The organism is Paraburkholderia sp. XV (genome assembly GCF_020177535.1).
Classification (GTDB): domain Bacteria; phylum Pseudomonadota; class Gammaproteobacteria; order Burkholderiales; family Burkholderiaceae; genus Paraburkholderia; species Paraburkholderia caribensis.
The window spans coordinates 1-17699 of record NZ_JAGUUD010000140.1 but is presented as its reverse complement, the minus strand read 5'-3'; the positions used below and the strand labels follow the sequence as shown (position 1 = coordinate 17699).

Sequence of the window (17699 nt, the reverse complement as noted above, 5' to 3'; positions counted from 1 at the left end):
CCTTACCCAAGACAAGACCCCGCCCTCAAAAGCGGGGTCTTGGCGTTTGGGGCGCATGTTTTTAACGTCGAGCCAGCGGCCCTGCCAAGAGTCGCAACCATCCCCTCCATCCCCGGTCGACATCACGCCGTATAACCGTCACGCGATAGCCGTAACAACACCGCCTTGTCGACAGACAACTGTCATACGCAGATCCTGCTCAGCCGACGACCCAGCCAACAACGCAAACCCGCCGGCCACGCATCTCACCTCACGACTTAACCCGCCGTGTAGCAACGCTACCTTCACTCGTGCGCAGTACATCATCGGCGGCAACATTCTGGCGGCCGACTTCTTCCAGCAGCGCGACATCGCGAGCAATAACCTGCGGCAAATGCGTCCGCAAAAACTCCACCCAGGTCCGCGTCTTCGCATCGATAAACTTGCGCGACGGATACAGCGCATAAACATTCATCTTCTGCAGCGTGTACTCCGGCAACACGCGCACGAGTGACCCTGTCCGCAATCCATCGATGGCGGCGTACAACGGCAATATCCCGATCCCAATTCCCTCACGAATCGCGACGATCAGCGATTCGGCGATATTCACCTGCACAGGCCCATTCACATTCAGCACTTCGCTGCCGTTAGGGCCATCGAGTGTCCATTCGCTGGTCGGAAAAGCGGGGGTCTTGAGCAACAGACAGTCATGATGCAGCAGATCGGCGGGCGTTTTTGGCGCATCGTGTGCGTGAATATACGCAGGCGACGCGCACAGAATGCTGAACGTCGTGCCAAGCAAGAGCGACACGAGATCCGAATTGGGCAGCGTCGACGCCCCCACGACAGCCACATCGGCGCTTCCCTCGAACAGATCGGGCAACTGCTGCGAGAGCGTCAGTTCGACGGCCACTTCAGGATACTGCGCGCGATACCGCGAAATGGCCGGCAACACATAATGCTGCCCGATGCTCGCAAAGCTATGCATCCGCAGCACGCCCGACGGACGCTCATGCGCGCCACTCGCCTCCTCTTCGGCATTGTCGATATCAGCAAGAATCTGCTGACATCGCTTCAGATATGTCTCACCGGCAGTCGTCAAAGCGAGGCGCCGTGTCGATCGATTCAGCAGACGCGTCCGCAAATGCGCCTCGAGTTCTGAAACCGCACGAGACATCGCGCCCGTCGTCGTATTGAGTGACTGCGCCGCTGCCGTGAAGCTACCCGCTTCGACGACGCGCACGAACACTCGCATGTTTTGTAACGTATCCATCAATCCTTCTTGATCGACATCAAAACGTTATTGTCCGCCTGTCGCGGGTCGCCATTGTTGAGCGATCTGGAAGGGACGTTCCCGACGCCTCCCGTTAATCCACGCTTTGTCGGCTCCTACAATCGGCGCTTTCAGGCCAGGCGTGCGTCAGGACATTTCGCGCATTCCTCCGACTAGGACCCAGCGCGGTATCAATCTATGAAACGCCAGCATGCGATCAAGCAAGTGTCGTCCGATACTTTCGGATCGCGAGCTGGCATGCTGCGTGCGATCGCCGACGCCGGCGCGGAGTGGGCGACCACCGACGGCCTCATCTGGCTTCATCTGTTCAAGACGGTATTGGCCGCGCTGCTCGCACTGGGCATCGCGATGCTGCTCGAACTGCAGCAACCGCGCACCGCGATGACAACGGTGTTCGTTCTGATGCAGCCGTTCAGCGGGATGGTGCTGGCAAAGAGCTTTTATCGGATCGTCGGGACGTTCGTCGGCATGCTGGCCGCGCTGCTGCTGGGCGCGCTGTTCGCGCAGCAGCCCGAGCTGTACATGCTCGGCATCACGGCCTGGATGGGCGCGTGCGTGGCGGCGGCGGTCCGGTATCGGCATTTTCGTTGGTATGGCTTCGTGCTGGCTGGCTATACCGCGGCGTTGATCGGCATTCCGACCGTGATGGAACCGAATGGGCTGTTCCTCGCCGCGTTGACGCGCGCCGCGGAAGTGGCGATCGGCATTATCTGCTCGGCGGCTGTCAGCGCGCTGATCGTGCCGCGTCGATCGAGCCTCGCGCTGCAAAACGCACTGCAATCTAGGCATCTCGATTTTACTGCTTTCGCTATGAACGTGCTCGATGGGGCCGTCGAGCGCGGCACCTCCGAGCGCTATTTCGCGGACCTCGTCGATGAAGTCGTGGGCTTCGAGGCCACGCGCGCGTTCGCCGCTTTCGAGGACCCTGGCATGCGCTCGCGCAGTCAGGTGCTTGCAAGGTTGAACCACGAGTTCATGGACATTTGCGCGCGACTGCATGCGCTGCATCAGTTGAGAAAGCGCTTGCGCGGCAATCCGTCTGTCCAGGTCGTGCAAGCGACTGCGCCATATTTTCACGAGCTTTCGCAATTACTCGGTGTACACAAAGAGCGCCGCTTCGATTCATCGGATGCCGCTCGCATCGCGATCAGACTCAAAGCCTTTCAGGCGACGCTGCCCGCAAGAATGCGCGCGACACGCCGTCCGCTGGAATCGGATGAGCCGCAATGTCTGCCCGATTTCGATACAGCGGGCGAACTGCTGTATCGCTTCGTCGTCGAGTTCATTCGCTACATCGACACGTATGCGTCGCTGGAGACCAATCACAATCCGGCGCGCGAGCGGCCGCCCGTGCGCTACGTCAGCCGAACCAATGCATTCGTGGTCGCTTGCACGTTCGCGCGCACGGCGGCGGTAGTCGGCGCGATCAGCGCGTTCTGGATCGCGACGAACTGGCCGAGCGGCGGCATGGCCGTGATCGGCGCGGCGCTCACCTGCGCGCTGACTTCATCGGCGCCGAACCCCGTCAGGCTTGCGCTGCAGATGGCGGTCGGCGCGGCGTGCGCGACGCTCGCCGGCTATCTGGTCACGTGCTACGTCTATCCCGCCGTCGATGGTTTCCCGCTGCTGTGCGCGATGCTCGCGCCCGTGCTCGCCGTCGGCACCTTCTTCGCGTCGCGGACGAAGACAGCGGGTTACGGCGTCGGATTCACAGTCTTTTTCTGCCTGCTCGCCGCGCCCGACAACGTCGTGGCCTACGCGCCCGATCTGCTGATCAACAACGGCATCGCGATCGTCGTGTCGATGCTCGTGACGGCGATTGGCGCCGCGATCGTCTTCCCGGTGCAGATGCCGTGGCTGATCGCGCGTATCGAAGGCGACTTGCGCGGCCAGGTGACGCTTGCGTGCACGGCGCCGCTGACGGGCCTCGCGCAACGTTTCCAGTCGAGTACGCACGATCTGATGCACCAGCTGCGCATGCTGTTGCCGAAGCGCTCGCGACGCCATCGCAACGCGCTCAGATGGATGCTCGTCACGCTCGAAGTCGGCCATGCCGCCATCGATCTGCGCAGCGAGATCGAGCGTGCCACCTACGCAAGCGACGCGCACGCCCGATGGAAGCCGTCTCTGGATCGCGTCACGCGCGATCTCGCGCAGCTGTTCGAGCGGCCCGACCGTGACCATGCCGAGCGAACGCAAATCTCCGTGCGTGCGGCGATGCGGGTGGTGCAGCAAGTGCTGGAAGCCGTCCACACGGATCGCGAGAAACGTCACGATCAGCAGCGTATCCTCAGCTGCCTGCATTTCATCCGCACGGCGCTGCTCGACAAAGGCGCGCCATTCGATACGCGTTGATCCCGGCAAATCTCGAACGGCGTAATCGACACAACAGTCTTTTGCGCCGGCACGACGCCCGGCGCAAACGCGACAATCCCCGCCCAAACCGATCTTGCCGCAACCAGGAAGAATGCCTTCCAGCCGTCCCTCTTAATCCACGTCGATCTCAGTCATATATTGGAATCACTGCTTACGCAGCCATTGAAACAACTGGAGAGATTGAAATGAAAGCGCTGAAGTGGGTCCTGATTGCCTGTTCGTTGTCCGCCGCGGCGCTTGCGCACGCGCAGACGGCGCCGGCGGACGAAAGCGCGCAACAGGTCGCACAGGCGAACGCAGCAAGCGTCGCGCAACCCGAAGCGCAGCGTCCCGTCGTGAAACGGGCGAAAAAGGCCGATGAGTGCGTCGGTCCCGTGAGCTACTGCGTGATGTATTTCGGTAGCTGACCAGAACGGCATCGCGCGGCCGCCTGACGCATCAGGCGGGCTGAGCGGAAATCGAGCGGCAGCCGGACGACGCACACCGACAACAAGACGTGCACTCCGGCTTTCGCGAGCGTGACATCGGAGAGACTTTCATCATGTACGAAGACCGGATTCGCTGTGCCGCGGTGCGCGGCAAGATCACATCGGCGGCGCAGGCAGCGCTGCTGATCGACAATGGCATGCGCGTCGGCGCGAGCGGCTTTACGCGCGCGGGCGATGCAAAGGCGGTTCCCGTTGCGCTGGCCGAACGCGCGCGCAGCGAAGGCAAGCCGCTGCGTATCACATTGATCACGGGCGCCTCGCTGGGTCATGGCGTCGACAGCCTGTTGACGGATGCGGGCGTGCTCGCGCGCCGTCTGCCGTTCCAGGTCGACAACACGTTGCGCAAGGCGATCAATCGCGGCGACGTGATGTTCGTCGACCAGCATCTGTCGGAGACCGTCGAAATGTTGCGCGCCGGCCAGCTCGGCAAGCTCGACGTCGCGATCATCGAAGCCGTCGCGATCACCGAGACAGGCGGCATCGTGCCGACCACATCGGTCGGCAACTCGGCGAGCTTCGCGATTCTCGCCGACAAGGTGATCGTCGAAATCAATCTGGCGCAGCCGCTCGCGCTCGAAGGCCTGCACGATATCTGGATTCCGGGCCGCCGTCCGCATCGCGATCCGCTGCCCCTGGTGCGCCCGAGCGATCGTGTTGGCACCACGGCGATCGAGATCCCGCCTGAGAAGATCGCCGCCATCGTCATCACCGACAAGCCTGACAGCCCGTCGACGGCATTGCCCGCTGACGAAGACACCGCGCTGATCGCCGCTCATCTGATCGAGTTCCTGCAGCACGAGGTCTCGCATGGACGCATGCCCTCGCCGTTGCCGCCGTTGCAGGCTGGCATCGGCACGATTGCGAATGCGGTGCTGGCCGGTTTCGCCGACTCGCCGTTCGAGCCGTTCACGATCTACTCGGAAGTCCTGCAGGATTCGACCTTCGATCTGATGGATGCGGGCAAGGTTACGTTCGCATCGGGCGCGTCGATCACGTTGACGGAAAAGCGCCAGGCCCAGGTGTTCGGCGATCTCGCGCGCTATCGCGACCGGCTCGTGCTGCGCCCGCAAGAAGTCAGCAACCATCCGGAGGTGATTCGCCGTTTGGGTCTGATCGCGCTGAACACGGCGCTCGAATTCGATATCTACGGTAACGTGAATTCAACGCATGTCGGCGGCACGCACATGATGAACGGCATCGGCGGTTCGGGCGACTTCGCGCGCAACGCGTCGTGCGCGATCTTCGCGACGAAATCGATCGCGAAGGACGGCGCGATTTCGAGCGTCGTGCCGATGGTGCCGCACGTGGACCACAACGAGCATGATGTCGATATCGTCGTGACGGAGATCGGCCTGGCGGACCTGCGCGGACTCGCGCCGCGCGAACGGGCGTCGCTGATTATCGACAAGTGCGTGCATCCGCTGTATCGCGATCTGCTGCGCGATTACTATCGCGACGCGCTGCGCTTCGGCGGGCAAACGCCGCACGTGTTGCGCGAGGCGTTCGCATGGCATGCGCGTTTTCAGGAAACGGGATCGATGCTGCCGGAGCGAAACGTCACAGCGTGAGGTAAGGAGAGTAACTAACGTCAGGCGCCGCCGCCGACCAGACGCAAGCGTGTAATTTCCGACGGCGCGCCCAGACGCTTGGGTGGTCCCCAATATCCCGTCCCGCGGCTCGTATAGACCCACAGGTCGTCGAGCCGCGACAGACCGGCCACAAAGGGCTGTTGCAGCCGTACCGCAAAATTCCAAGGGAAGAACTGGCCGCCATGCGTATGGCCGGACAGTTGCAGCGTGAAGCCTGCATCGGCCGCCGCTTCCGCCGAGCGCGGCTGGTGGGCGAGCAGCACCTTGATCAGCACGTCGCCAGGCGCGCCTTCGAGTGCCGCAGCGGGATCGCTCTCGTGCGCGGGATCGAAGTGCCCCGCGGAAAAGTCGGTGACGCCCGCGATCACCGCTTGCGCGCCATCGTGCTCGACGACGACATGCTCGTTGAGCAGCACATGCAGGCCGAGCCGCTGAAACTCGGCGATCCACGCATGGGCGCCTGAATAATATTCGTGGTTCCCCGTCACCAGATACGCGCCATGTCGCGCGCTCAGTCGCGACAGCGGACGCGTGTGGTCGGCGAGATGCTCGACGCTGCCGTCGACGACATCGCCCGTCACGGCGATCAGATCCGGTTCGAGCCGGTTCACGGCATCGACGATCGCATCGACGTAACCGCGCTTGATGGTCGGCCCGACGTGAATGTCGCTGATCTGCACGATCGTGAAGCCGTCGAGCGCGTGCGGCAGGTCTTTGATCGGCACATCGATCGACACGACACGCGCACGGCGCCGCGCATTGAAAAAGCCAATGGCTGTCGACAGCAGCGCGAGCAGCGGCACTGCGCTCGCGCTATTGATCTCCCAGCGCGCGGGATTCAGCGCTTCTGGTGAGATCGCGTGAACGATCATCACGACGAGCAGCAGCAGTTCGCGCGCGAACGTCAGCACGAGCAGGGACGAAAAAAGTCCCAGCGCGATCAGCCCCGCCCACGCGAGCCAGTCGCCGAGCGGCTGCCGCTGGAGCGAGCGCGCGACCATGCCGACGGGAATCAGCAGCACGGACAGCACGAGCCACAGCGCGCACAGCCCTTTCACGGCGGCATCGACGGGCAGTTCGGGAATGATCCGGATGCCGACATACACATGCAGCAGGATGCCGATGGCAATGATCCGGATGAAGAACGATAGGCGGCGCATAGGTGGAAGTGGGGCGCGGATCGCGCGGCAGGTGAGTCGCAGAAAGCGCGCGCCGTTTGCAGAGCGGCGGCCAGTCATTCTACAAGTAGTTCAGCGCGCTTGCCGAAGCCGTACGGACATGTCGAGGCACGCGCACTATTTGGGCGTTGCAATGCAGCATACGTGCGCCGCAAGTTGTTCGTCATGCCGATTAAATGCTTATTAAATGGCTATTGAATTGAGCGCATGAACGGACTATTCTGGAATTGAGCGTGACTGCTGGCGGCAGGCGTCGCGTCGGTTCCCGGGGGGCTGGGCGCGCGAAACTCCCCTGCGGGCGGCAGCAGCGCCTGATCGCCCAATCGGTTTGCGGTTCGGGAGGAGACGAATGATGAAAACGACAAAGTTCGTGCATCGCGAGCATCACCTCGGCCACGAAGGCAGTCATGTGATGCTGCCTATGGTCGTGCTGTCGCTGATGGCGCTTGGCGTCTACTACGGCGTCCAGTACGTCGACTTTTCCGAACTGGGGCGCACCGCGCTCTTCTACGTCGTGATGGTGTTCGTCGCGCTCGGCGTGGCGGGCCTGTTCGGCGTGGTCGCGGCATGGCTGCGATCGCGCGGCGACGAGGCGGAAGAGGGTTTCTGCTTCGTCGGCGCGCTGATCGGCGCGATCGTGTTCTACGTTGCGCTGATGGCAAGCTGACGCGGCCCGCGCGAGGCGCGCAGGGCGACGTCTACGCGCGTCATATGATTTGCGCTGCTTCGTCGAACGAGAAACGCGGGCTGCGCGGGAACAGCTTCGACGCGTCGCCGTAGCCGAGATTGATCAGGAAGTTCGACCGGATCGTCGTGCCGGCGAAGAATTCGGCATCGACTTTGGCTTTGTCGAAGCCGGACATCGCGCCCGTGTCGAGACCGAGCGCACGCGCGGCCATGATCAGATAGCCGCCTTGCAGCGTCGAGTTGCGAAACGCGGTGTCGGCGATCGCGGCTTCGTTGCCCGCGAACCAGCTGCGTGCGTCGGCGTGCGGGAAGAGCTTCGGCAGATGGTCATAGAAGGCCATGTCCATGCCGACGATCACCGTGACGGGCGCGGCCATCGTTTTTTCCAGATTGCCTGCGGACAGCGCGGGACTCAGCCGCGCCTTGCCTTCTGGCGTCTTCACGAACACGAAGCGCGCGGGGCTCGAATTGGCCGAGGTCGGGCCGAGCAGAACGAGCTCGATCAGCTGCCTGAGAAGCGCATCGTCCACGGACCGCTGCTGCCAGCCGTTGTGCGTGCGAGCGGTGCGGAAAAGTTGATCGAGAGCGTCGTCGGAAAGAATCATGATGATGGGCTGAATGACGAAAGTCGAATGAAAGCGCAAGCTGGCGGATGACCCGCTGCCGCGGCGCGTTCGATAATACCCGCTGTTTCCTGTGAAGAGAGGTTTCGCGAGCGCCATGCGGTGTTGTGCGCCCGCGATCGCAACGCAATGTCCGCCGATCTGTTCGACGATGTGCCGACGCCCGATGTGGCGTGGTTTCCCGACTGGCTCGCGCCCGATGCCGCCGCCATGCTGCTTGCGCGCATCGTCGGCGAAGTCGCCTGGCAACAGGATTCGATGTTCACGCCCGCCGGCCGCGTGCCGTTGCCGCGCCTGACGGCATGGCAAGGCGAGCCCGACGCCGTCTATGTGTATTCGGGTATCCGCAACGTGCCGTCGCCGTGGACGCCCGCCGTGGCGGAGCTGAAAGCCGCCGTCGAAGCAACGTGCGGCGCGGCGTTCAACAGCGTGCTGCTCAACCGCTATCGCAGCGGCGCCGACAGCATGGGCTGGCACGCGGACCGCGAGCCCGAACTCGGCAAGGAGCCGGTGATCGCGTCCGTCAGTCTCGGCGCGGCACGACGCTTCGACCTGCAGCACAACAAGACGCACGTCGTGCAGTCGTATCAGCTGAAGGGCGGGAGCCTGCTCGTGATGCGCGGACGGACGCAGGCCGAGTGGCGGCATCGCGTGCCCAAGGAGCCGAAAGTGCAGGGCGAACGCGTCAATCTGACTTTCCGCTTCGTCACGCCAGGGCGCTAGCCGCGCATGCGCTTGCTACACGCGCATTAAAAATTTAAAAAATTTATGCGCATAAGGAATCGGTTTCAGGCGGCCGATTCGAGGCGTCGATGGATAGTCGGCGCGAGCCGCTCGAAGGGCAGTGTGCTCGCGGCAATCGCGGCCGTGTCCGGATACTGATCCCGCACGATATCGGTCAGCACCTGGCCGGGCGGGGCTTCGACGAACACCTTCGCGCCCATTTCGATCATCACGGTCAGCGCGTCGAACCAGCGGACCGTGTGGCGCATGTTCGTGGCGAGATCGTCGCGCACGGCATCCGCCGTATGCAGCGCCCGGCCGCCGCGATTGCCGATATAGCCGCTCGACGGCGCGCGAAACGGGACACTGCGCGCGTAGTCCGTCAGTGCGTCGGCGGCTGCCGCGAGCAGTTCGCAATGCGACGGCACGCTGACGGCGAGCCGCGTCGCCTTGCGCGCGCCTGCTGCTAGCGCGCGCGCGTTGAATGCATCGAGCGCGGCGTCCGAGCCGGCCATGACGATCTGACGCGGTGCATTCACGTTGGCGACGTACACGCGCGCGGCGGCGTCGCGCGCCTGCGCGTCGGCGAGCTTCTCGATTTCGTGTTCTGTGAGCCCGGCAATCGCTGACAGGCCATAGCCGCGCGGATACGCGGTTTCCATCAGTTCGGCGCGCTTGCGCACCATCAGCAGCGCATCCGCGAAGTCGATTGCGCCGCAACTCACAGCGGCTGCGTAGGCACCCACCGACAAACCCGCGCTCAGTTCGGGCGCCAGTCCTTCGGTCGCGAGCGCGCGCTGCATCGCGACGCCTGCGATCAGCAGGCCCGTCTGCACGGCGACGGTCGATTCGAGCGCTGCTTGCGTGTCGAGCGTCAGCACGTCGAGGTTCAGCACCGCGGATGCTTCGTCGAGCGTTGTCTGAATAACCGGTTGTGTGCCGAGGCGATGCAGGAAGCCTTCCGTTTGCGCGCCCTGGCCCGGGAAAAGATACGCGAGCATTACAGCGCCCACGGATCGACGATGAGCCGTGGACCGCTCGCATGCCGCGCCATTACACGCGCTTTTCCAGACGCGTATTCGGCGAGCGCGACGCCGCCAGCGGGCGTTTCGAGCTGTACGTCGATGCGGATGCCTGCGTGTGCGGCATGTTCGTCAAGTCTTGCCAAGAGGCGTTGCGCTTCATTGCGTGATAAATGATTCGGTATCCGTATCAATAGATCGAGATCGCTGGTTGCGGTGGCCGTTGGCTTGCCGGTCGCAAGTTCGAAACCGACGCTTCCTGTCGGTCCCCAAATGAAAGAGCCAAGGCTTGACGTGTCGCGTCGCAACGCATCCAGCGCGACGAAAACAGGCAAGCCAGCGCGACCCGCAGCCAGCGCGCAAGGCAGCGACGACAGCGCTTCGGGGCTCAATACAACCTCGATATCGTCGCTACGCGCCCATGTTCCATACCGCTCATTGCGCGCCGCGCCGCGCAGCCCGATGGCTATCCATCCCGCCGGCGCCTGCGCCCGCCGCACGACGGCGAACGGGGCGCGCGCGAACGCGGCGCGAACCCACGCCGGTTCGTTATCGAACGATTCGAGCCGCCGCAAGCGCACGATGTCGTGCGCTTGCCAGCGCAGAGCGTCGGCAATGGGCGCATCGTCCGGAGCAAACGGAGCGGCCGCGCAGACTCGCATCACGCGGCGTCCCACTGTTCGGCGAGCCGCCGCCGCACTTCGATCGACGCAGCGCGCGTCTTTTTCGCCGCATCCGACTCCAGCCGCCGCGACAGCCCGCGCGTATCCGAGCGTGCGCTGTTCGCCGCTTCCGCGAGCACGCTGCGCACGCTTTCGACTTGCGCCGGAGTGGGCGCGTCGGCATCGACGCCTTCGATCAGCTTGTCGAGCAACCCGAGCTTTGCGAACGACGCCATCGTGTACGACATCGGCGTGATGGTTTCGCCGAGCTTGTCGAGGTCTTCGACCGTGCGGCGCGTCACGCGCGCGGCGGCTTCCTTGCCCATCGCGTGCACCAACGTGCCGGGCGCATCGAGCGCGACGATCCGGTTCGCCTGATAGCCGTGGGCGAGGAATGCGCCCGACATCGCCGGACCGACGATCAGCGCGACGACAGGGTGCCCCGCGTCACGCGCGCTCGCATACGCATCGACAGCCGATGCGCACGCCAGATGAATGCCGAGCGTCTCTTCGCGATATCCATACGCCTGGCTTTTGACATCGACGATCGCCACGATGGGCCGCTTGTGTTCCGACGACGCATCGCGCGCCACCGCTTCGCGCACCGCTTGCGCAAGCTTCCAGCCCTGTTCGAGTCCGACGACGTTGTCGCGCGCGCGCGGAAAGCGATTGTCGGGGTCGGGGACCACGGAGAAGAAGGTCGCCGTCTCGTTGCCGAGCGAAGCCTCGCCGGACCAGACGGGCGCGGCCGTCGACGTGTCGCCTGCGAGCGCGTTGAACCAGCGCATGCCGCGCGTCAGTACCGTATCGCTCATCATTGCTCCTTGCGCGGCGTGGCCGCTTCGTTTGCCTTGAACACGTCGCGCATTGTTTCGGGCGTGACGTTGGCGGGATCGATGCGTGCAAGCCGCTCCAGATACTCGGCCACCTGTTCCGTGCGATGCGCCGCCGGCACGCCGCGCGCGAACACGTCGCGAACCGCCGCCTGGACGGCGTGCGTGTCGTCGTCGACGAGCGCGTCGGCAAGACCCGTCGCCGCGCGTTGCTCACCGCCGATCATCTGCCACACGCGGCGCCGGTCGCTCGAATCGAGTTCCTCGATGCCCGCTTCCTGTTCGATCACCTCCGGGCCGTTCATGCCGAGGCGCCCCTGTTTCGTCGCGATCAGATACGAGCACAGCCCGGCCGCGAGCGACATGCCGCCGAAACATCCGACCATGCCCGCGATCACGCCGACCACGGGCACGTAGCGCCGCAACGCGACGATCGCCGCCTGCATTTCCGCGATCACGGCCAGCCCCAGATTCGCTTCCTGCAAGCGCACGCCGCCCGTTTCGAACAGCACGACGGGCCGCACGATCTTGCCGCGCTCGCAATCGCGCAGCGCGAGTTCCAGCGCCGCCGCGATCTTGCTGCCCGACACTTCGCCGATGCTGCCGCCCTGGAATGCCGACTCGATCGCGGCGACCACGGCGGGCTGGCCGTCGATCGTGCCGCGCGCGATCACCGCGCCGTCGTCGGCCTGGCAGACGATGCCTTGCAACGGCAGCCACGGCGATTCGATGCGGTCGAACGGGCCGAGCAGTTCGCGGAACGTGCCTGCGTCGAGCAGCGCGCGGGCGCGCTCGCGCGCCGTCAGTTCGATGAAGCTGTCGCGCAGCATGGGCATCGGCGGCGGGTTCTGTATCGTGGCGGTGCTCATGCGCTTGCTCCTTCGTCTGCCGCCTCGATGGCTTCTGCGAGACGCAGCGCCACCACGCCCGGTGTCGCGCCGAAGTCGTTGATCTCGATCTGCGCCGCGCCGTCATAGCGCGTGAAGAAGCGGTCGAGCACGCTCTTCCAGATATGCCCATAGCCGTCGACGCTGGTGCGCACCGTCACGGTCGCTTTCATCGCGCCGGCGGGCGACAGCAGCACTTCGAGATCGCCCGAGCCGACCACGCCCACATGCGAGCGCGTCGTGATCGCGCGTTGCGCCGGATAGTCGAAAGTCATCTGTTCCATCAGTTTTCAGCTCCCGCTGGGGCGTAACGCGCCAGCTTGTCGATGAAGAGGGTGGCGGCGAGCAGATCGGCTGCGCCGCCGGGAGAAGCGTTGAGCGAAAGCAGCGCGGTTTCGAGCGCGTCGAACGCGGCGCGTCCCGCCGCCGTCGTGACGCCGCCCGCCGCGAGCACGGCCCGTGCGCCGCGTTGCCCCGCATGCAGACCGGCGAGACCGGCGCGATGCAACAGGCAGGTATCGTCGAGCGAGGCCATGATCGCGAGCAGCGTGTCGACACGCGCGGCGTTTTCGCCGATGCCTTTCGAGCGCGCCGCGCGCAACGCGGGCAGGCCGACGCCGATCACGTGCGGGAAACCGTCCTGCGCTTCCTGACGCGCGCCGCCGACGTTGAACCGTCGACGCACGCGCTCGCCGTGGCTGTCGACGGGCGCGGCGAAGCGGTCCGGAAAGCAGGCGATCCGCGCACCGAGTTCACAGACGCGCGTGGCGTGCGAATGCGTGCGCTCATAGGGATGCAGTTCGCGCAAGGCGTTGGCGTCATCGGCGGCAACGATGGCCGCGCCCGCCACCAGCAGGCCGACGATCCAGATCGCGCCGCGATGTGCATTGCTGCCGTTCGTCGCGCGCATCATGTCCAGTTCGCCGGCGCGTCCGATCTGCGCGAGCTCCGCGCGCAGCGTCGCCGACGGCAGGCGGCCGCGCGAAGCGCGCGCGAGCGCCGCGAAAGCCGGTTCGAGCGAGCGGGCGGAGCGCAGCATCAGCGGCAAGTCCAGATCGCGATGCGCGCCGCTGCCGCGCCCATCGACGAGCGCGGGTTTCGGCGTCAGTTGCGCTTCGTCGATCAGCGATTCGACCGCGAATCGCGCGAGTGTGGCATCGCACGGCGCGGCATCGGCGCGAGGCAGACAGCGGGCGTTGGCACGCTGAAGCGTGCCCGCGTCGAGCGGGATAGCGTATTGCACGGCCATTGCATCACCAGCTGCGGAAACGTGCCGGCGGCGTATAGAGCCCGCCCGACCACGTGACGAGATCGTCGATGCTGCGTGCCGCGAGCAGCGAGCGCTTCGCTTCGCCGCGGCGAATGCCGAGATCTTCGGGATACGCGACGATGCCGCGGCGGCGCAGTTCTGCCGTCTTCTCCGGCTTTGCGCGCAAGCCGATCGGCGTCACGCCGGCGACGGCCGCGACAGCCGCGCGCCGCTCTTCGACGCCTTCGGCCTTGTGCAGATGCGCGATGCCTTCTTCCGTCACGACGTGGCTGACGTCGTCGCCGTAGATCATCACGGGCGCGATGGGCATACCGCTTTTCGCGCCGACGGCTACGGCGTCGAGTTCATCGACGAACGTCGGCTCGCCGCCTTTCTTGTAGGTTTCCGCCAGTTGCACGACGAGCTTCTTGCCGCGCGAGACGGGGCCTTCGTCTTTCAGCAGCTTGAGCCACGCTTCGCTCGAATGACGGCGGCCGCGCGGATCGTGGCCCATGTTCGGCGCGCCGCCGAAGCCCGCCAGACGCCCACGCGTGACCGTCGACGAATTCGCGTCGCCGTCTATCTGCAGCGTCGAGCCGATGAACAGATCGACGCCGTATTGCCCGGCCAGTTGGCACAGCACGCGGTTCGAGCGCAACGTGCCGTCGCTGCCCGTGAAGAACACGTCGGGGCGTGCTTCGACATACGCCTCCATGCCGACTTCGCTGCCGAAACAATGCACGCTGTCGACCCAACCCGATTCGATGGCGGGAATCAGCGTGGGATGCGGGTTGAGCGTCCAGTTGCGGCAGATCTTGCCCTTCAGCCCGAGCGATTCGCCGTAAGTGGGCAGCAGCAGCTCGATGGCGGCCGTGTCGAAACCGATGCCGTGATTCAGCGACGTCACGCCGTACGGCTCGTAGATGCCCTTGATGACCATCATCGCGGTGAGCACCTGCAAATCGCCGATATGGCGCGGATCGCGTGTGAATAGCGGCTCGACGGCGAACGGGCGGTCGGCCTCGACGACCACGTCGACCCACGAAGCGGGAATGTCGACGCGCGGCAGTTCATCGACGATCTCGTTGACCTGCACGATCACGATGCCATGCCGGAACGCGGCGGCTTCGGCGATGGTCGGCGTGTCTTCCGTGTTCGGGCCGGTATAGAGATTGCCGTGCCGGTCGGCCTTTTCCGCGCACAGCAGCGCGACGTTCGGCGTCAGGTCGACGAACATGCGTGCGTACAGTTCGACGTAGGTATAGATTGCACCGATTTCGAGCTGGCCGTCTTCGAGCAGTTGCGCGACGCGCAGGCTCTGCGGGCCAGCGAATGCGAAATCGACCCGGTGCGCAATGTTTCTCTCGAAGAGCGTCAGATGCTCCGGGCGGCTGATGCTCGAAATCAGCAGATGCACGTCGTGCACTTTCTGCGGATCGACCTTCGCGAACGAGCGCGACAGAAAGTCGGCCTGTTTCTGGTTGTCGCCTTCGAGCGCGACCCGATCGCCGGGACGGATCAGCGTTTCGAGCGCATCGATGATCCGGTGCGCGGGCAGGATGCCGTCTTCGAGCCAGGGCGCGATCGCGGCGAGCCTGCGTCGCTTCTCGTCGCGTTTGGTGGTCCAGGAACGCACGGCATTCGAGCCCGGCTGCGCTCCCGTTGACTGTGCCAGCTCGAGCCTGGCTGATTCGATTCGCTGATTCATCGGTGCTTCAACTCCCGATAGTGGTTGGAGTGCGCGCGGGCCGCCCGCGCTTTCTGCGCGGCGTGGCTGCGGCGGCTTCCGCCTGCGCGCGTTCCGTCAAGAAACGATAGACCAGTTCGCCCGTGCCCAGCAGGTGAGCGGAGATGAGCGACTGGGCGGCGGCGATGTCCTTGCGCTCGACGGCGGCAAGGATGTCCAGGTGTTCGGCATCGGATTCGCCCTTGTATGCGGGCAAGCCGAATTTCAGTCTCAGATAGCGCTCGCCGCGCCGGTGCAGCGCCGCGATCATCTCCGCGAGCTGAGGGCGGTTGGCGGGTGCATACAGGGCGGTGTGGAACGCTTCGTTGCGCGCCACGTAGCGTGTGGGGTCCGGTTCGCTCTCGGCGGCCTTGCAGAGGGCCGCCGCTTCGCGCAGCGACTCGGACGTGTGATTCGGAATGGCCAGTGCGATGGCGAGGCTTTCGAGCGCCGAACGGATCTCGTAGATTTCGCGCGCTTCGGCGGGCGTGAGCTGCGCGACGCTCGCGCCCTTGTTCAGTTCGACTTTCACCCAGCCTTCGCTTTCCAGCTGACGCAGCGCCTCGCGCACGGGAATTGCGCTGACCGAGAAGTGCCGCGCGATCGCGTCCTGGCGCAGCGGCGCGCCAGGCTGAAGCGTGCCTTCGACGATCGCCGTGCGCAGCGCCTCCGCGATCACACGCGAAGTGCTGGGCCGCGGCTCATGTGCCGTGGGCAGCAGGGGGACGCGCGGGGCGCTGTCCAGGGGAAAACCACCGGTTGCGTTGTTCATGACATCAAATATTATATATAAAAACGACGAATTTCTAGCGGGCAAACCCGGGGTTTTCAAAAAGGCACGGCGCTGACGCGCGTGTTCTCTTGCATGCGGCGGCCCGCACGCAACAGGGATGTCGTGCCGTGACGGTTACCCAATCCAACCGTAGTACATGGAGGAGCAGGAGCATGTTGAATTCTTCGATATCGGACCGTGCGGGAACCGTGCGGCAGAAGACGCCGCTCAACCGGTCGCAGATCGCCGGTTTTTGGGGGGCGTGGGCGGGATGGACGCTGGACGGGATGGATTCGTTCATTTATGCGCTGGTGCTGACGCCGGCGCTGACGGAGTTGCTGCCGCGCTCGGGTTATGCGGCGACGCCCGCGAACATTGGACTTGCCGGTTCGATTCTGTTTGCGCTGTTCCTGGTGGGTTGGGGGTTGTCGTTCATCTGGGGGCCGCTTGCGGACCGATTTGGCCGCACGAAGGTGCTGGCGGGCACGATCTTTACGTTTGCGATCTTCACCGGGCTGTCGGCGACGGCGCACAACGTGTGGGAGTTGGGCATTTATCGCTTCATTGCGGGGGTGGGCATTGGCGGCGAATGGGCGTTGGCGGGGACCTATGTGGCCGAGGCGTGGCCGGAGGATCGCCGCAAGATGGGCGCGGGGTATCTGCAGACGGGTTACTACGCGGGCTTTTTCCTGGCTGCCGCGTTGAACTACACGATTGGCGTGCATTTCGGCTGGCGCGCGATGTTCCTGACGGGCGCCGTGCCCGTGGTCGTTGCGATCATGATTCTCACGCGGGTGAAGGAGTCGGACAAATGGCAACGGGCCGAGTCGCGCGATGCGGTGCGTGCGAGCCCGATGCGCGAGATTTTTGGGCCGACGTATCGGCGCCGTACCTGGGTGATGTGTGCGCTGTTGACGATCGCGATTATTGGGTTGTGGGCGGGTGCTGTGTATGAGCCGTCGGCCGTCATTCAACTTGCGACGCGGGCTGGCATGGCGAAGCCTGAGGCGTTGAAGATGGCTTCGATCGCGACGGGGTTGCTGTCGATCGGGACGATTCTTGGGTGTCTTGCGTTGCCGCCGCTTGCTGAGCGGTTTGGGCGTAAGAAGACGCTGGCGGTGTATTTTGCCGGGATGGCGGTGGCGATTATTGGAAGCTTTGGATGGGCTTTCTATTTGCCTAACGGGTTAGCGCCGTTTATTGCGTGGCTGTTTGTGCTTGGGTTCTTTGGTGGGAATTTCGCGCTGTTTAGCCTGTGGCTGCCGGAGTTGTTCGAAACGCGCGTTCGCGCAACCGCTTTTGCTTTTTGTACTTCGTTTGGGCGGTTTGTCGGGGCGGGGGTGAATTTTCTGCTCGGGGCGGCTGTGCTCAGCATGCATACGCTTGGGGTGCCTGTTGCGTTGACGGCGGTTGCGTTTGTTGTCGGTTTGCTTGTGATTCCGTTTGCTAAGGAGACGAAAGGGGAGGTTTTGCCGCAGTGATTTTTTTGTGGCGCCTTTGCGGCGCGGGCTGGTTTTGCTTTTGCTTTTGCCTTTGCTTTTGCTTTCGCTTTCGCTTTTCGCTGGCATCCGCGAATTGTTAGCTTGCTTCAGGCGTCGCCCCTGTGCGGGG

At 64.3% G+C, this 17699-nt stretch carries 17 protein-coding genes; 6 read left to right on the top strand and 11 right to left on the bottom strand.

Annotated features, from left to right (window positions below):
- Positions 1–250 precede the first annotated feature (250 nt).
- A complete protein-coding gene (locus KFO72_RS36870; RefSeq protein WP_054932458.1) occupies positions 251–1252 on the bottom strand; it encodes a LysR family transcriptional regulator in 1002 nt (333 codons plus the stop codon).
- Positions 1253–1450: 198 nt separating this feature from the next.
- Between KFO72_RS36870 and KFO72_RS36865 the strand changes: the two genes are divergently transcribed.
- The 3 genes from KFO72_RS36865 to KFO72_RS36855 all read left to right on the top strand — a co-directional run bounded on the left by KFO72_RS36865 (position 1451) and on the right by KFO72_RS36855 (position 5705).
- Complete coding sequence (locus KFO72_RS36865; RefSeq protein ID WP_062916314.1) at positions 1451–3628, top strand: FUSC family protein; 2178 nt, start codon at positions 1451–1453, stop codon at positions 3626–3628.
- 206 nt (positions 3629–3834) lie between these two features.
- The gene (locus tag KFO72_RS36860) at positions 3835–4056 is read left to right on the top strand and encodes a hypothetical protein (protein WP_054932456.1); all 222 of its coding nucleotides are present in this window, start codon (positions 3835–3837) and stop codon (positions 4054–4056) included.
- 134 nt (positions 4057–4190) lie between these two features.
- Complete coding sequence (locus KFO72_RS36855) at positions 4191–5705, top strand: acetyl-CoA hydrolase/transferase family protein (RefSeq protein ID WP_060603372.1); 1515 nt, start codon at positions 4191–4193, stop codon at positions 5703–5705.
- Between the two features lie 20 nt (positions 5706–5725).
- On the opposite strand, the gene KFO72_RS36850 is transcribed toward KFO72_RS36855, so the two are convergent.
- Positions 5726–6886: a metallophosphoesterase gene (locus KFO72_RS36850; protein ID WP_060603369.1), complete on the bottom strand. Its 1161-nt coding sequence runs from the start codon at positions 6884–6886 to the stop codon at positions 5726–5728.
- Positions 6887–7256: 370 nt separating this feature from the next.
- Here KFO72_RS36850 and KFO72_RS36845 point away from each other — a divergent pair, with 370 nt between their 5' ends.
- Positions 7257–7571, top strand: a complete 315-nt coding sequence (locus KFO72_RS36845; RefSeq protein WP_054932462.1) for a hypothetical protein — start codon at positions 7257–7259, stop codon at positions 7569–7571.
- Between the two features lie 40 nt (positions 7572–7611).
- Here KFO72_RS36845 and KFO72_RS36840 read toward each other — a convergent pair whose 3' ends face one another.
- The gene (locus KFO72_RS36840; protein WP_225034147.1) at positions 7612–8196 is read right to left on the bottom strand and encodes a malonic semialdehyde reductase; all 585 of its coding nucleotides are present in this window, start codon (positions 8194–8196) and stop codon (positions 7612–7614) included.
- A 147-nt stretch (positions 8197–8343) separates the two neighbouring features.
- On the opposite strand from KFO72_RS36840, the gene KFO72_RS36835 reads away from it, so the two are divergent.
- Entirely contained in the window at positions 8344–8937 is a 594-nt protein-coding gene (locus KFO72_RS36835) for an alpha-ketoglutarate-dependent dioxygenase AlkB family protein (protein WP_060606841.1), read from the top strand.
- Between the two features lie 65 nt (positions 8938–9002).
- On the opposite strand, the gene mdcH is transcribed toward KFO72_RS36835, so the two are convergent.
- The 8 genes from mdcH to KFO72_RS36795 are packed head-to-tail and all read right to left on the bottom strand — an operon-like array spanning position 9003 to position 16088.
- On the bottom strand, positions 9003–9938 hold the full coding sequence (gene mdcH, locus KFO72_RS36830) for a malonate decarboxylase subunit epsilon (protein WP_225034146.1): 936 nt from the start codon (positions 9936–9938) through the stop codon (positions 9003–9005).
- Entirely contained in the window at positions 9938–10621 is a 684-nt protein-coding gene (locus KFO72_RS36825; protein ID WP_225034149.1) for a malonate decarboxylase holo-ACP synthase, read from the bottom strand. The genes mdcH and KFO72_RS36825 overlap by 1 nt, the downstream gene beginning before the upstream one ends.
- Complete coding sequence (gene mdcE / locus KFO72_RS36820) at positions 10621–11436, bottom strand: biotin-independent malonate decarboxylase subunit gamma (protein WP_225034148.1); 816 nt, start codon at positions 11434–11436, stop codon at positions 10621–10623. Before mdcE ends, KFO72_RS36825 begins: the two co-directional genes overlap by 1 nt.
- On the bottom strand, positions 11436–12323 hold the full coding sequence (locus tag KFO72_RS36815; RefSeq protein WP_225034145.1) for a biotin-independent malonate decarboxylase subunit beta: 888 nt from the start codon (positions 12321–12323) through the stop codon (positions 11436–11438). Before KFO72_RS36815 ends, mdcE begins: the two co-directional genes overlap by 1 nt.
- Positions 12320–12625 (bottom strand): malonate decarboxylase subunit delta, encoded by a 306-nt coding sequence (locus KFO72_RS36810; RefSeq protein ID WP_035988600.1) that lies wholly within the window; start codon positions 12623–12625, stop codon positions 12320–12322. The genes KFO72_RS36815 and KFO72_RS36810 overlap by 4 nt, the downstream gene beginning before the upstream one ends.
- A complete protein-coding gene (locus KFO72_RS36805; RefSeq protein ID WP_062916319.1) occupies positions 12625–13590 on the bottom strand; it encodes a triphosphoribosyl-dephospho-CoA synthase in 966 nt (321 codons plus the stop codon). Before KFO72_RS36805 ends, KFO72_RS36810 begins: the two co-directional genes overlap by 1 nt.
- Before the next feature lie 4 nt (positions 13591–13594).
- Positions 13595–15298 (bottom strand): malonate decarboxylase subunit alpha, encoded by a 1704-nt coding sequence (mdcA, locus tag KFO72_RS36800; RefSeq protein WP_054932449.1) that lies wholly within the window; start codon positions 15296–15298, stop codon positions 13595–13597.
- A gap of 7 nt (positions 15299–15305) precedes the next feature.
- Complete coding sequence (locus KFO72_RS36795; protein ID WP_054932448.1) at positions 15306–16088, bottom strand: GntR family transcriptional regulator; 783 nt, start codon at positions 16086–16088, stop codon at positions 15306–15308.
- Between the two features lie 173 nt (positions 16089–16261).
- Here KFO72_RS36795 and KFO72_RS36790 point away from each other — a divergent pair, with 173 nt between their 5' ends.
- A complete protein-coding gene (locus tag KFO72_RS36790; RefSeq protein ID WP_054932447.1) occupies positions 16262–17569 on the top strand; it encodes an MFS transporter in 1308 nt (435 codons plus the stop codon).
- The last annotated feature ends 130 nt before the right edge of the window (positions 17570–17699 follow it).

Bases quoted from the DNA above. Each gene is read 5' to 3' on its own strand.
- KFO72_RS36870 (WP_054932458.1), bottom strand. From the start codon at position 1,252: ATGGATACGTTACAAAACATGCGAGTGTTCGTGCGCGTCGTCGAAGCG.
- KFO72_RS36865 (WP_062916314.1), top strand. From the start codon at position 1,451: ATGAAACGCCAGCATGCGATCAAGCAAGTGTCGTCCGATACTTTCGGA.
- KFO72_RS36860 (WP_054932456.1), top strand. From the start codon at position 3,835: ATGAAAGCGCTGAAGTGGGTCCTGATTGCCTGTTCGTTGTCCGCCGCG.
- KFO72_RS36855 (WP_060603372.1), top strand. From the start codon at position 4,191: ATGTACGAAGACCGGATTCGCTGTGCCGCGGTGCGCGGCAAGATCACA.
- KFO72_RS36850 (WP_060603369.1), bottom strand. From the start codon at position 6,886: ATGCGCCGCCTATCGTTCTTCATCCGGATCATTGCCATCGGCATCCTG.
- KFO72_RS36845 (WP_054932462.1), top strand. From the start codon at position 7,257: ATGAAAACGACAAAGTTCGTGCATCGCGAGCATCACCTCGGCCACGAA.
- KFO72_RS36840 (WP_225034147.1), bottom strand. From the start codon at position 8,196: ATGATTCTTTCCGACGACGCTCTCGATCAACTTTTCCGCACCGCTCGC.
- KFO72_RS36835 (WP_060606841.1), top strand. From the start codon at position 8,344: ATGTCCGCCGATCTGTTCGACGATGTGCCGACGCCCGATGTGGCGTGG.
- mdcH (WP_225034146.1), bottom strand. From the start codon at position 9,938: ATGCTCGCGTATCTTTTCCCGGGCCAGGGCGCGCAAACGGAAGGCTTC.
- KFO72_RS36825 (WP_225034149.1), bottom strand. From the start codon at position 10,621: ATGCGAGTCTGCGCGGCCGCTCCGTTTGCTCCGGACGATGCGCCCATT.
- mdcE (WP_225034148.1), bottom strand. From the start codon at position 11,436: ATGAGCGATACGGTACTGACGCGCGGCATGCGCTGGTTCAACGCGCTC.
- KFO72_RS36815 (WP_225034145.1), bottom strand. From the start codon at position 12,323: ATGAGCACCGCCACGATACAGAACCCGCCGCCGATGCCCATGCTGCGC.
- KFO72_RS36810 (WP_035988600.1), bottom strand. From the start codon at position 12,625: ATGGAACAGATGACTTTCGACTATCCGGCGCAACGCGCGATCACGACG.
- KFO72_RS36805 (WP_062916319.1), bottom strand. From the start codon at position 13,590: ATGGCCGTGCAATACGCTATCCCGCTCGACGCGGGCACGCTTCAGCGT.
- mdcA (WP_054932449.1), bottom strand. From the start codon at position 15,298: ATGAATCAGCGAATCGAATCAGCCAGGCTCGAGCTGGCACAGTCAACG.
- KFO72_RS36795 (WP_054932448.1), bottom strand. From the start codon at position 16,088: ATGAACAACGCAACCGGTGGTTTTCCCCTGGACAGCGCCCCGCGCGTC.
- KFO72_RS36790 (WP_054932447.1), top strand. From the start codon at position 16,262: ATGTTGAATTCTTCGATATCGGACCGTGCGGGAACCGTGCGGCAGAAG.